The sequence below is a fragment of the Mesorhizobium sp. M0938 genome (genome assembly GCF_040319125.1).
GTDB lineage: Bacteria > Pseudomonadota > Alphaproteobacteria > Rhizobiales > Rhizobiaceae > Mesorhizobium > Mesorhizobium robiniae.
Window position 1 is genome coordinate 1 of record NZ_JAMYNS010000016.1, and the last position, 12065, is coordinate 12065.

General features: G+C 59.8%; 13 protein-coding genes, 1 tRNA gene and 1 pseudogene. 5 read left to right on the top strand and 10 right to left on the bottom strand.

The features are described from left to right. Window positions 1–87: 87 nt before the first annotated feature. The 7 genes from NKH73_RS24430 to NKH73_RS24460 all read right to left on the bottom strand — a co-directional run bounded on the left by NKH73_RS24430 (window position 88) and on the right by NKH73_RS24460 (window position 5979). Window positions 88–969: a hypothetical protein gene (locus NKH73_RS24430; RefSeq protein ID WP_352936943.1), complete on the bottom strand. Its 882-nt coding sequence runs from the start codon at window positions 967–969 to the stop codon at window positions 88–90. After that, window positions 966–1361, bottom strand: a complete 396-nt coding sequence (locus NKH73_RS24435) for a phage holin family protein (protein ID WP_352936944.1) — start codon at window positions 1359–1361, stop codon at window positions 966–968. Before NKH73_RS24435 ends, NKH73_RS24430 begins: the two co-directional genes overlap by 4 nt. After that, on the bottom strand, window positions 1358–1996 hold the full coding sequence (locus NKH73_RS24440; RefSeq protein WP_352936945.1) for a hypothetical protein: 639 nt from the start codon (window positions 1994–1996) through the stop codon (window positions 1358–1360). Before NKH73_RS24440 ends, NKH73_RS24435 begins: the two co-directional genes overlap by 4 nt. A 628-nt stretch (window positions 1997–2624) precedes the next feature. Beyond that, entirely contained in the window at window positions 2625–3350 is a 726-nt protein-coding gene (locus NKH73_RS24445) for a Crp/Fnr family transcriptional regulator (RefSeq protein ID WP_352936946.1), read from the bottom strand. Between the two features lie 195 nt (window positions 3351–3545). After that, window positions 3546–3752 (bottom strand): DUF3606 domain-containing protein, encoded by a 207-nt coding sequence (locus tag NKH73_RS24450; RefSeq protein ID WP_352936947.1) that lies wholly within the window; start codon window positions 3750–3752, stop codon window positions 3546–3548. A 202-nt stretch (window positions 3753–3954) separates the two neighbouring features. Further along, window positions 3955–4028 (bottom strand) — tRNA-Gly (locus NKH73_RS24455). 79 nt (window positions 4029–4107) lie between these two features. Beyond that, window positions 4108–5979 carry an acyltransferase family protein gene (locus NKH73_RS24460; protein WP_352936948.1) on the bottom strand — a complete coding sequence of 624 codons (1872 nt, stop codon included), beginning with the start codon at window positions 5977–5979 and terminating at the stop codon, window positions 4108–4110. 266 nt (window positions 5980–6245) lie between these two features. Here NKH73_RS24460 and NKH73_RS24465 point away from each other — a divergent pair, with 266 nt between their 5' ends. Beyond that, on the top strand, window positions 6246–6509 hold the full coding sequence (locus NKH73_RS24465; protein ID WP_352936949.1) for a DUF6460 domain-containing protein: 264 nt from the start codon (window positions 6246–6248) through the stop codon (window positions 6507–6509). 50 nt (window positions 6510–6559) lie between these two features. Here the strand turns inward: NKH73_RS24465 and NKH73_RS24470 are convergent, their stop codons facing one another. Then, a complete protein-coding gene (locus NKH73_RS24470; protein ID WP_352936950.1) occupies window positions 6560–7462 on the bottom strand; it encodes a histone deacetylase family protein in 903 nt (300 codons plus the stop codon). 47 nt (window positions 7463–7509) lie between these two features. Between NKH73_RS24470 and NKH73_RS24475 the strand changes: the two are divergent. Next, window positions 7510–8916, top strand: a pseudogene (locus NKH73_RS24475) (MATE family efflux transporter). A 117-nt stretch (window positions 8917–9033) separates the two neighbouring features. After that, complete coding sequence (locus NKH73_RS24480) at window positions 9034–9225, top strand: hypothetical protein (protein ID WP_352937062.1); 192 nt, start codon at window positions 9034–9036, stop codon at window positions 9223–9225. A 74-nt stretch (window positions 9226–9299) separates the two neighbouring features. Here NKH73_RS24480 and NKH73_RS24485 read toward each other — a convergent pair whose 3' ends face one another. Then, a complete protein-coding gene (locus NKH73_RS24485) occupies window positions 9300–10376 on the bottom strand; it encodes a quinone-dependent dihydroorotate dehydrogenase (protein WP_352936951.1) in 1077 nt (358 codons plus the stop codon). Further along, window positions 10373–10723, bottom strand: a complete 351-nt coding sequence (locus NKH73_RS24490) for a DUF952 domain-containing protein (RefSeq protein ID WP_352936952.1) — start codon at window positions 10721–10723, stop codon at window positions 10373–10375. The genes NKH73_RS24485 and NKH73_RS24490 overlap by 4 nt, the downstream gene beginning before the upstream one ends. A 109-nt stretch (window positions 10724–10832) precedes the next feature. On the opposite strand from NKH73_RS24490, the gene NKH73_RS24495 reads away from it, so the two are divergent. Beyond that, complete coding sequence (locus NKH73_RS24495; RefSeq protein ID WP_352936953.1) at window positions 10833–11270, top strand: hypothetical protein; 438 nt, start codon at window positions 10833–10835, stop codon at window positions 11268–11270. A 124-nt stretch (window positions 11271–11394) separates the two neighbouring features. Continuing rightward, window positions 11395–12054 carry a response regulator transcription factor gene (locus tag NKH73_RS24500; RefSeq protein ID WP_352936954.1) on the top strand — a complete coding sequence of 220 codons (660 nt, stop codon included), beginning with the start codon at window positions 11395–11397 and terminating at the stop codon, window positions 12052–12054. Window positions 12055–12065 lie beyond the last annotated feature (11 nt).

Sequence of the window (12065 nt, forward strand, 5' to 3'; positions counted from 1 at the left end):
GTCGGCACCATCAAGCCTGACGAATGCGCAAACTACTTCAACAACGCTGGATATGCTTCCGTAAAAACATGAAAGACTCTAGCGCTGCTATGAGCTTGCAGAAGACCCGTCCGACGACCCCGGCAAACGATCGCGAATGGCTTCCTCGGTTCGCTTTGCCCCCGATTCCATGACTTTGCCGACCTTGCCTGCCAGTGTGTCGGCATCTCCACCCGAGCTTTGCCGGTCGGCCTCTTCCTTGACCGTTTCGTAAGCCTCGGCGGCAACTTGCTTTGCTTGCTCCAGACCGGTTTCGAAAACCTCCTCCGCACTGTCGCGAATTTTGTCGCGGTAGGCGCCAAGGTGCTCGTCCTCTGTGGCTGTGTGGGGCAGCATCACCCCGATGGCAGTGCCCAGCGCAAGTCCGACTGCGGCGATAGCCAGCGGTTCGCGCTCGAAGAGGTCTTGTGCCGATTGGCGCGTCCGAGCCGCTATCTCGCTGGCGCTTGAGCCGAGCTGTCCGGCGGTTTTTGTCGTCCTCTCCTTGGCGCCAGTTGCAGCGTTTGCTGCAGCTTCGGCCGCGCCGCTTGCTGCTGAGGTCACTGAACCGGCGGTATCGGAGAGCATCGCCCCTATACCGGACCCTTCGTTGCCCTGGCTGAAATCATCGCCGCGCAGGTCGGAGAAAGCGTCGGGAGCCATGCCTGTCCGATATGTGGCAGCAGCTGAACTGGTTCCTGACGTGCCGTTGCCAAGCATAAGCCACGCCAGCCCGGCTCCAATCAACGTCAGCGGCAACGGGTTGTCCCTGACTTGCGACTTGAGGTTGCCAAGCATGGCAGGCCCTTCGCCGCCGGCGAACATTCCGGTAAATTCGTCGATCAATTGACCCGGTGTCATCTTGCTGCGGATCGAATCGGCGGTGTCTGCAATTTTCGCCCGGGCGATGTCGGCCTCGCGTTCGAGTTCGGCTGCGGATTTGTCGCTCATCTTATTTGATCCTTGATCACGCGCGCGTCGCGCTTCAGTTGGTCTTGTGTGCGACCGGGGGTCAGCTCGGAAGGTGCAATGCTTTTAGTGCCAGAACGCAAAAGAATGATTCCCAGTATCGCGACGACGATCCCGACCAGCAGCGAGGACCATCCCGCTCCCAACCCGGCACTCGCCAGGGCAATCACAAGTGCTTGCAGAAGCACGATCAAGGCCGCGAGGAGGCATATGGCGCCACCCAGAACCTCGGCCGCGCCAGCGCCGGCCTTGCTCATTTTTTCCGACATTTCGGCCCGCAACAGCATGCTTTCAGTTTGAAGCAGCGTCGTGACCTGCTGTGCCAGATCGCTAACCAGGGTTGCGAGGCCGCGACTTTCCTGATTGTCGGTCATGGGTTCTGCTCCAGGCTTGCGCCCGCCCAGTCGTCGCCGGCCAAGTCACCGTCGCGCTGGTTGGAGGGGGGCGTCGGGTCGGGGGCCTCTGCCGATCGCAATACGGACTCGTCCGAGGTCGAAGCCGTTTCGGAAGGCCGATCTGTTGCCGATCGACGCTGTGTTTCGGTCGGGGCAGATGGCGGCGAGCTCTTGATAAATCGCCCCAGCGCCAAGCCTGCCAATACTGAACCGGCGATCATCGCCCCCGAGTTTTCGCGGCCGAACGACCGCATCTCGCCGAGAACATCTTCGAACGGTTTGTCCTTCAACGAAGATGAAAAGCGCTCAAGTGCGCCGGCGGCGTCGAGGGTGAACTTCGAAGCGGTCCGTTGATCATTATTGGCCAGATGCTCGCTTGCCGCTCGCAGCGCTCCGCTAAAGGCCTTCAGGTTGGAGCTGATATCGCGCTGTGTTCCCTCGGCCTGGCTGAGTAAGGCCTGCTTCGCTTCCGAGGCATAATCGCCCGCCTTATCGCGAGCGCCATGGAGTGCCTCCGTCGCGGTCTGCGCTTCCTGCTGAAACCGCTCGGACAACTCGCTTTTGGCAATTTCGAAATCGGCCGGCTTACGCCCCTGATCGTCTTCGCGCTGCATGGTATCTCTCCTATTGGAACCCGAGGAAGGAGAGGATCGCAAGCACGACGACGACAAGGCCGATGAGATAAATGACACTGTTCATGGTGGCAATCTCCTCCATTGCCTAACGAACTTGCCTGGGGCAAACAGGTTCCATCACTAGTAACTAAATTAGATATTTCTAAATGATATGTGAGCCTGGCAGACTTCCTGGAAAGTTCGCACACGTAGGTGTCCAAGGAACGGACCCTGGTCCGCGTCTTGCGCATCGGACTTCAAAGGCCCATGGTCAGGCTGGTTTTATGGAGCACCAGGCCTAACCCGCATTGAGGTCAAAGCTCACCGGAAGGTCGTGGTCGATTGCACGATCAGCAATCATGTTTGCCAGGTCAGAATCAGAGACCGGACATGTCGGAACAATCTGTTTGAGGGCCTTTACGGCGAGCCCAGTCGATATGAAACTATGGCGCCGCCTCCGAATATTTATGTACTGTTCGATGAGGTTTTCGAGCTCGCGCATGCGCAATCCTTCTTGGACGTACTGAACCCAGCAGTAATCGATCCGGAGCGAGGGCTCATTCACATTGTTTATTTGGCCAGAAATCTTGATGCCGCATTCGCGCGTCGCGCGCCCTGGCCGAGGCAGTCACCGCGGTTCATGAAAAAGATTTAGGTAGGTCGCATCAAAGTCGGCCAGCAACGCCAACCGCTCGAAATCCAGGATAACAATCCTCCTGTCTTTCCAGCTAACCAGGTCCTTTGCTCGAAGTTCCTGCAGCGTCCGGTTCACGTGAACTACAGATAGACCAAGCACGTCGCCCAATTCCGCTTGAGTCAGTGGGATCGCGAACGACTGGTCAGAGGCCAAGCCAACTATTTCTAACCGGATATACAACTCGCAAATTATATGTGCGAGATGCTGTTTGGCGGACCGACGACCGAGGCAGGTTATCCAAGTTCGCTGGATTGAGGCATCGATGGCGGTTGAAAGCCAGAACATCCGGGTAAGATGTGGACTTCTATCCATCGCTGTGAGCAGGTCTTTGTGTCGAATGAAAACTACATCGCACGAGCCCAGCGCGCTCACGCTATGATCCATCATTTTTAGCAGTAAACTATGCAGATCGACAAAGTCTCCCGGGACGTGGATTGCCGTTATTTGACGCTTACCTTCCCGAATGGCCTGGTTTCGAACTGCGAAACCACTCGCGACAAGACAGCTTTCGGCAGGGCGGGAACCCTCCCTGACGATCTCCTCATCGGGTCCGAAAGTTACCGGCCGGACCGGAAGAGCGTCAATAAGCGCGATCTCGTCTGGCGGCAGGGTGTCGCGGCGGTCGAGCATACGAACCAAGAGGTCTTTGCCGAACATCGCGGTCCCTTTTACTAGGTCAGGAATCGAGTTCCAGCGGCTCGCGCCTCGGCTGATCGTGCCAGATGGCCTACCGCAGGTCCCCAGCATCTACAACTTTGCCGGCTGTCGAACACGGATAGAAATGGTTTCTCTTATGGTCGAACTCGTCAATATATCGCTCGCCGGTAATGGGTCCCGGTTGTGAAAGTTTGATCATTGTTCGAGAACCGTTCTCTGCGTTCCGAGCTTCCGAGCCTCCCGATACAGGGTCTCGCGATCGTTACCGTGTTTGCCAAAAAGCTCGCGGATCTGCGGTATTGAAAGGCCAAACTTGTTGGCGAAATAGCGGAACTCAAATTCTCCGTCACTCGCGACGCGGTTTTCGCCGCCAGAACCTCTATTGCTCTTGTCTTCGGCCATTTTGGTGCCTCCCTGCTGGCCTTCAGATCAAGCGCAACGCGGATCAGCGTCTTTTGTTGCTGCTGCTTATTAGAATCACGGTATGTTCTGGAAGCTGATATACGCCGCCGACCAAGACTCGATCCGGTGGCCAAACCGCTGCGTGCCGGCGCCGACCGGCCCGAGACCGCGACGGTCGTCATCATCCTCAGGCGGAGCAAGGTGGAGCGGGTAGCGGGAATCGAACCCGCGCGTTCAGCTTGGGAAGCTGACAAGCTACCATTACATCATACCCGCGCAGCAGCCTCGTTACCACGCAAGCCGGCGTTCGGGCAATCGCTAAGCGTGCATTCGTGCCTTGTCAGCCGCCCGACCGTTACTCCGTCGTGGCAAGGGCATCGTCTACGGCAAAATCCGGCCAGTATTTCGAAATTGCCAGCGTGGCCCCGATTGAAGAGAAATGGCCATAGTCGAAATAGAGAAACTGGCCTGCGTCGGCGTAGGAGCAGCGTCCGGCGCTACAGAGGGATTCGAGCGGATCGATGAAGGTGGCGCCTTTGGTAAATGAGCGCACACGGTTGTTGATGTCGGGATCCATGGCCATCGGCCAGGATGTATCGTCCAGGTTTCCACGCTTTGCGAAGAACGCGATTTTCCGAACATCGGTTATGAACTGAGGAGACTGGCCGATGACAAACACGCGCACACCCAGCTCGCGAAGCGTATCGATCGTTTGCTGGAGACCGTCGAAACTCCTGGCCTCGTAGTCGGTCCACCGGCCGCTGAGCACAACCGTCTTGATGCCAGCGTCCTGAATGACCTTCAAAGCCTGCTGGTTGAACCGCATGCAATCCGGGCGCGCGTAGGAGAAGTAGGAGAGAATCGGCGGACAACCTGCGTAAGTATATTCCACGACGTTGGCCTGTAGTTGATTTGCGTTGGCGTCCAGGCCTGAGACATAGTGGGCGGCGAACGAGTCTCCCCACAACAACACCGTTCTTGAGAAGCCGCGAGTGCGCGTGCAATCCTCGATATTCCAGCTTTCGATCCGGCTGGAGCCCTCGTTGAAACAAGTGCCATTGAGCCAATCCCCGACAGGAATCTGCTGTTGAGCGTAGTCCGGAAACCGTTGCGGGAAGCCGTTGCCGAGCGCCCCGGCCGCCCCGCCAGCGCAAAGAAGAGCGATCGCGCCCGCTGAGAAGGCGAAGATAGGCACCGGGGCGGTGAAGCTCCTTTTCTGCCGAAACGGTTGCTCGATATATTTCCAGGAGAATGCCGCCAGTGCGAAGCTTGCCACCGTCATCGCAACGGTCATCGAGGGTTCGAGTTTTTGCAATGAAAGATAATGCGCGAATGCGTTGATCGGCCAGTGAACAAGATAAAGCGAATACGAGATGAGACCGATGCAGACCAGCGGCCGGACTTCGAGGATGCGGGTAACGACCGTCGAAGGGGTATTCTGGCCGACATAGATGAGGAGGGCCGTTCCGAGGCACGGATACAAAGCGTTGTAGCCCGGGAATGGGTCGCTCTCCGAAATCGTGAAGAAGCCGACGGCGAGAAGGCCAAATCCGGCCAGTCCGACCAGTTCAAGAAGAAACCGGTTGCTCAGGGGTGGGGGTCGTTTCAGCATGAGCACGGCGCCCAGCATAAGCTCCCAGATCCGTGTCGGCAGCAGGTAGAATCCGGCGTTCGGCGCCAGCCATGTCGCCATAACCGCCAGCACGAAGCTGCCGACAATGATCGGCAGGAGTACCGTCAGCCAGCGCTTCCCAAAATAGCGATAGATCAGGAACATCAGGATTGGGGCAAAGATGTAGTACTGCTCTTCGACCGAAAGCGACCACGTGTGCAACAGCGGTCGCAGCTCGGCATCGATCGAGAAATAATTTGACGTTTTCCAAAAATAGATATTCGACCAGAACGTCGAGGCCGCTATGACGCTGAGGCTGAATTCGTGCAGATCTGACGGCAGAAGAATGAACAATGCCGCAATGCAGGTGAGAAGCATGACAAAGATCAGCGCCGGCAGAATGCGCCGGGCACGGCGCCAGTAGAAGCTGACGATCGAGAACTGGCCGCGTTCAAGGTCGTCCAGAAGGCTTCCGGTGATCAGGTAGCCGGATATGACGAAGAAAATATCGACGCCGGTAAAGCCGCCTGGAATTGCCGAGATTCCGAAATGGAACAATACAACCGGCAGTACCGCAACGGCCCGGAGGCCATCGATATCGCGCCTGTACTTCATTCAAGAGGCCCTGTGTTCGCAGATCACGGTGACACAGCGCAATCCGTCCACAACAGGGCGATGAGTCTGGCAGATCGAGATCAACGGGTTACCCTCTGTCCTCCAATTTTGCTGCACTGCAACATAAGTGTCAAGCTTGGCGAACACACAATCCGCAAACCGCCGTGCTGAGCAACTGGATTCAGCGACCACCTTGATGCCAGCGCGGCAAGTGCGTATTTCTGGACCTGTACCCGAATCGGGTTAACCGAATCTGGAGACACGCCTTGTCCGCACTGACGCGCTTTCTTGGCGATACGCCGCTCCGGGTGCTTCTGAAGCTGCTGGTGGTATCGTTCCTCGTCGGCCTGGTGATGAACGCTTTCGGCTGGTCGCCGGCGGATGTGCTCTACGGCATCCGGAATTTCTTCGTCGATCTCTGGAATCTGGGTTTTCGCGCTATTGACCGTTTCCTCGGCTATATCCTGCTGGGCGCAGCGATCGTCATTCCGGCCTTCCTCCTGCTCAGGATCGCCAACTACCGGAAATAGGACATGGTCCCGAACCAGCAGTTCGCAGGATCACGTCAATCGGTCAGGCCTCACGCGAAGCCTGAAGCCACTTCGAACAGGATGGCATGGCGCGCGGCGAGCGCCGCCACGTCAGTCGAATAGCCGCCGCCGATAACGCCGCAGACCGGGATCCCGAGCCAGCGGAAATGACGGATCACCATGGTGTCGCGGGCGCGCAGTCCCTCGTTCGACAGCGACAACCTGCCAAGCCGGTCATCGGCATGGACGTCGACCCCGGCGTTATAGAAGACGATGTCCCAAGGCGCCATGGCGGTGAGTTCCGGCAGGATGGCGCCCAGTCTTTCGAGATAGGCCGCATCGCCAGTGCCGTCGGGCAGCGCGATATCAAGGTCGGAAGCGATCTTGCGCGTCGGATAGTTGCGGTCGCCATGCATGGAAAAGGTGAACACGCGCCGCTCGTCGCCGAGAATATCCGCCGTTCCGTCGCCCTGATGGACGTCGAGATCGACGATCAAGATGTTGCGGGCGGCAGCTTCGGAAAGCAGCACGAGTGAAGCAACCGCAACGTCGTTGAAGGTGCAGAAACCGGCCCCTTGCGCACGCCGCGCATGATGGCTGCCGCCAGCGGTATTGCAGGCGATGCCGTTCAGCAACGCCAGCCGAGCCGCCAGCACCGTGCCGCCCGTTGCGAGTTGCGCCCTGAGCGAGACCCGCGGGCTCACCGGAAAGCCGATCTCGCGCTCGATTTTTTCAGGCACTTCGCAGGCCAGCACCTGATCGACATAACAGGCGGCATGGGCAAGCTTCAGCCATAATGCCGGCGCCGGGCTCGGCATGCTGAGCACCTCGGATACGGCAAGTCCGCGCGCGCTCAAGGCTTCCATCAGCAGTGGGTACTTGCTCATCGGGAAGCGATGGTTGACGGCAAAACCGGCGTCGTAATCGGGATGGTGAACGATCTGCAGGGGCATGAGCGGCAGAGGCCAGAGGCGGGTTTCGGTTGGCCGTAGCGGGATGAGTGGTTGCACGGCGTCGGGAAACTGAGGCACATCGGCTGTTCGATCAAGCCGCAATAGAGGAGCGGATACTGGATCAGGTGCCAGCAACGGCCAATGGCCGGACCTTTCTCGTCACCAACCGCTCGGTGCTCACTATCGCGGTGCCGATGACGCTCGCCTATCTGACGACGCCGCTGCTCGGCATCGTCGACACCGCAGTGGTCGGGCAGTTCGGCGACGCTGCCCTTCTTGGCGGTCTGGCGGCAGGCGCCCTGGTCTTCGACGTCGTCTTCACCTCCTTCAATTTCCTGCGCTCCGGCACGACCGGCCTCGTCGCCCAGGCGTTGGGGCGCGGCGACGAACTGGAGGAACAAGCGGTGTTCTGGCGCGCCGTGCTGATCGCCGTCGTCGCCGGCATCGTGCTTGCCGCGCTTGCGCCGTTGGTTGCCATCGCCGGACAATGGTTCATGGACGCCGAGCCGCGCGTCAGCGAAGCGATGGCGGTCTATATCCGCATCAGGCTGCTCGCTGCGCCGTTCTCGCTGATCAACTACGCCATCCTCGGCTATGTGCTGGGGCGCGGCGAGGGCGGGCTGGGATTGATGCTGCAATTGGTGCTCAACGGCATCAACATCGCGCTCTGCATCCTGCTGGGGCTGGAGCTCGGCTGGGGCGTCGCCGGCGTCGCCTGGGCGACCGTCACCGGTGAGTTCGTCGCGATGCTGCTTGGCCTGGCGATCGTCATCAGGCGTTTCCGGGCGGCACCCCGCCTGCCGCGCCATCGCGTCGTCGACCTGTCGGCATTCTTGCGCATGATGTCGCTCAATCGCGACATCATGATCCGGTCGTTCTCGCTGCTCGCCGCCTTCGCGCTGTTCACCCGCCAGGGCGCACAATTCGGCACGGTGACACTGGCCGCCAACGCCGTGCTGATGAACTTTTTCCTTATCGCCGGTTATTTCCTGGACGGTTTCGCCACGGCAGCCGAACAGCTCGCCGGACGGGCCGTCGGCGCGCACGCCGCTATGCAATTCCGGCAGGCGGTGCGGTTGACCTTGTTCTGGGGCTTCGGGCTGGCGGCCACGGCGACGCTTGTCCTTTTGCTGGGCGGTACCGACCTGATCGCCCTGATCACGACGTCACAAGATGTTCGCGCCGTTGCCGACATCTATCTGCCCTGGGCGGCATTCACCGCGCTCAGCGGCGTGCTGGCGTTTCAGATGGATGGCGTCTTCATTGGCGCGACCTAGTCGCGCGACATGCGCAACATGATGCTTCTGTCGTTCCTCATCTTCAGCGGTGCGCTGCTCGTCCTGGCGCCGGCCTTCGGCAATCACGGCCTATGGGCGGCGCTGCATGTCTTCCTGCTGGTGCGTGGCTTCAGCCTGCTTGCCATTTTGCGCTTGCGGATGCGGACGGCGTTTTAGCCAGTGTCCTAGGTCAACTTTCGCGCAGGGTGGAAAGCGATCCTATTCTCCATAAGTTCTGGCGTCAGCGGACCGCTTGCACTTCCAGTCGATTTCGTTACGTTTTTCGGCAGCTTGATGCAGCAATTGTTCTGGGGGAAGCCTGTGCGAAGTTACCTGCCATACGTCTTAGGCGCGGCGCTGGGGCTGCTCGTTGCGTTCATTCTTTCCGCAATTTTGGGCGTCGGCGGAACTGCTCAGTTGCTTCTTTTTGGATTGTTGCCTGCTATCGGCGGCGCCGCCTGCGAGCGGATCGTCAGTCGCAATTGACCCTGGACGAATGAGCGCAAAGGGGTTGTGAACGGATGCGTCTCGAACTGAAACATTACGCTTTAAAGCGCAATTTAGAGTTGCTTCGACGCCCAGAAGTCGAGGCGGCTGTCACGTAGATCGCGTACAGATTTGAGCCGCTCTTTTTCCACGAAGCGGACCATCCCTGCAAGAATGCGGCCCGGCAGCGAAGGTCCGGCATAGATCATGCCGGTGTAGAGTTGGACGAGATCGGCGCCGGCACGGATCTTTTCCAGTGCCGTCTCAGCGGTAGAGACGCCGCCGACGCCGATGATGGCGCGGTTCGGGCCAAGCAGTTTGCGCATCTTGGCCAACACGATGGTCGAGCGCTCGAACAACGGTTTTCCCGAAAGCCCGCCGGCCTCGCCGGCAAATTCGGCGTTGCGCAGATCCGGTCGCGCAATCGTGGTGTTGGAGACGATGATGCCGTCGATTGCCTTGTCGGTGACCTCGGCGGCGATGTCTTCCAACTCGGCCTCGACCAGGTCCGGCGCGATCTTGAGGAAAACGGGCGGTTGCGCCGCCGCGGCCGCACGGGCGGCTATGACGCGCGAAAGGAGATCGCCGAGCTGCTGCCGCGCCTGCATGTTGCGCAGGCCGGGTGTGTTTGGCGACGAGATGTTGACCGTCAGATAGGTGGCGTATGGCGCAAACCTGATAACGCCGCGTTCATAGTCGCTGACGCGGTCTGTGCTGTCCTTGTTGGCGCCGATGTTGACGCCGACGATGCCGGGCCGACCCTTGCGGGCGGCAAGCCGTTTCTCAGCGGCTTCGTGCCCCTCATTGTTGAAGCCCAGCCGATTGATCACCGCTTCGTCCGATGTCAGCCGGAAGATACGCGGCTTCGGGTTGCCCGCCTGTGGCAGCGGCGTGATCGTGCCGACCTCCGCAAAACCGAAGCCGAGGCCAAGCAGGGCATCGGCAACCTCGGCGTTCTTGTCGTAGCCGGCAGCCATGCCGAGCGGATTGGGGAAATCGATGCCGCAGACGCTGACTTTCAGGCTGGCGTCACGTAAGGGGCGCCGGGCAACCGGCAGCCCGCATTTCAGCGCGGCGATCGACAGGCCGTGGGCGGCTTCAGGATCGAATGCGAACAGGAGCCTCTGGCCGAGCCGGTCAAACACGCTCATTCGGTCTCCAACGCCGGGAATTGGTGCAGGCCGTCGCTGCCGAGCGGCAATGGTTGCACCCAGACGACGGTCTTCAGCTCGAGCGGCCCGTAAAGATGCGGGAACAGCGCGCCGCCGCGCGAGACCTCGTATTTCAGCGCATCACCCAGCTTAGCTCCATCGATGGCGACCAGCAGCAGCCCGGTCTGGCCGGCAAAGTGTTTTGCTGCCGTTTCCTTGGCCTGCCCGGCGGTGGAAAAATGGATGAAGCCGTCGGCGACGTCGATCGGCGCGCCGATGAAGCGGCCATTTCTTTCGGCCTCGCGCCACAGCGGTTCAGGTACTATCTTGTAGATAATCTGAGACATGATTGCGCTATAGTCCGAACCAACCATGCGGGGAAGGGTGCGCCAGAGTTCTTCCCCATTTCCGGCGCAAACATGCGATAATTGCGCTAGCTAGCCTATGGAGGACAATATGCGTCCGCAGCACGTCTTGATTCCCGCAGCGCTCGTCTCGCTCGTCGCGGCATCGGCGTTTTCCGAGGAAGCCGACCGCTACCGGCTGGAAAAGTCGGCCAACGGCTATGTCCGCATGGACACGCAGACCGGTGCGATGTCGATCTGCGAGGAACGTTCCGGCCAGCTCGTCTGCAAGATGGCGGCCGACGAACGCGCCGCCTTCCAGGACGAGGTCGACCGACTGCAAAGTTCGGTCAAAGCGCTCGACGAGCGCGTCGTCAAGCTCGAAAACTCACTGTCCGCCCGCCTCGAGTCGACCTTGCCCAGCGAAGAGGATTTCAACAAGACGATGGGCTACATGGAGCGCTTCCTGCGCGGCTTCATGGGTATCGTCAAGGACCTGGAAAAGGACAGCGGCGAAGATGGCGCCAAGCCCAATTCGCAAAAAACCTGAGCACCATGCGCCGGGAACCCGGCGCATGGCCTTTGCCGCTTGAAAACGGCTGGTATCGCCGCATATTCGTTCGACAGATCCCGCAAGAAGCAGACAATCATCAATGGGATTCGGGGAGGGTCATGTGCCGTCAGGCTACACTTTCGTCATCGCCGACGACCATCCGCTTTTTCGCGGCGCGCTGAGAGAGGCGCTTGCCGGCGTCGGCAATGTTGCCGGCATTCATGAGGCCGGCGATTTCGAAAGCGCCAAGGCGCTGGTCTTGTCCAATGAGGATGTCGATCTGGTGTTGCTCGACCTGTCGATGCCGGGCGCGAGCGGCCTTTCCGGTCTGATCTCGCTGCGCGGCATCCATCCGACGGTGCCGCTGGTGGTGGTATCGGCGCATGACGATCCGGTGACCATCCGGCGCGCACTCGACCTCGGCGCTTCGGGTTTCATCTCCAAATCGGCCAGCATGGAGGAGATCCGCAGCGCCGTGCGGTCGGTGCTTGCCGGCGACATCGCCGCGCCTACGGGTATCGATCTCGGCGTCGAGCGCGATCCCGAAATCTCCGATCTGATCAAGCGGCTGCAGGCGCTGACGCCACAACAGACGCGCGTGCTTGGCATGCTCGCGGAAGGACTACTCAACAAGCAGATCGCCTACGAACTCGGAGTCTCCGAAGCGACGATCAAGGCGCATGTCTCGGCCATTCTGCAAAAGCTTGGCGTCGATAGCCGCACCCAGGCGGTGATCCTGCTGTCCAAGATCGGCAGCGACCCTCTACCGGCAGCCAGCTGAGCTCGGCATGC

Excerpts from the sequence above, each read along its gene's own strand:
- NKH73_RS24430 (WP_352936943.1), bottom strand. The coding sequence starts at position 969 with ATGAGCGACAAATCCGCAGCCGAACTCGAACGCGAGGCCGACATCGCC.
- NKH73_RS24435 (WP_352936944.1), bottom strand. The coding sequence starts at position 1,361 with ATGACCGACAATCAGGAAAGTCGCGGCCTCGCAACCCTGGTTAGCGAT.
- NKH73_RS24440 (WP_352936945.1), bottom strand. The coding sequence starts at position 1,996 with ATGCAGCGCGAAGACGATCAGGGGCGTAAGCCGGCCGATTTCGAAATT.
- NKH73_RS24445 (WP_352936946.1), bottom strand. The coding sequence starts at position 3,350 with ATGTTCGGCAAAGACCTCTTGGTTCGTATGCTCGACCGCCGCGACACC.
- NKH73_RS24450 (WP_352936947.1), bottom strand. The coding sequence starts at position 3,752 with ATGGCCGAAGACAAGAGCAATAGAGGTTCTGGCGGCGAAAACCGCGTC.
- NKH73_RS24460 (WP_352936948.1), bottom strand. The coding sequence starts at position 5,979 with ATGAAGTACAGGCGCGATATCGATGGCCTCCGGGCCGTTGCGGTACTG.
- NKH73_RS24470 (WP_352936950.1), bottom strand. The coding sequence starts at position 7,462 with ATGCCCCTGCAGATCGTTCACCATCCCGATTACGACGCCGGTTTTGCC.
- NKH73_RS24480 (WP_352937062.1), top strand. The coding sequence starts at position 9,034 with ATGCAGCAATTGTTCTGGGGGAAGCCTGTGCGAAGTTACCTGCCATAC.
- NKH73_RS24485 (WP_352936951.1), bottom strand. The coding sequence starts at position 10,376 with ATGAGCGTGTTTGACCGGCTCGGCCAGAGGCTCCTGTTCGCATTCGAT.
- NKH73_RS24490 (WP_352936952.1), bottom strand. The coding sequence starts at position 10,723 with ATGTCTCAGATTATCTACAAGATAGTACCTGAACCGCTGTGGCGCGAG.
- NKH73_RS24495 (WP_352936953.1), top strand. The coding sequence starts at position 10,833 with ATGCGTCCGCAGCACGTCTTGATTCCCGCAGCGCTCGTCTCGCTCGTC.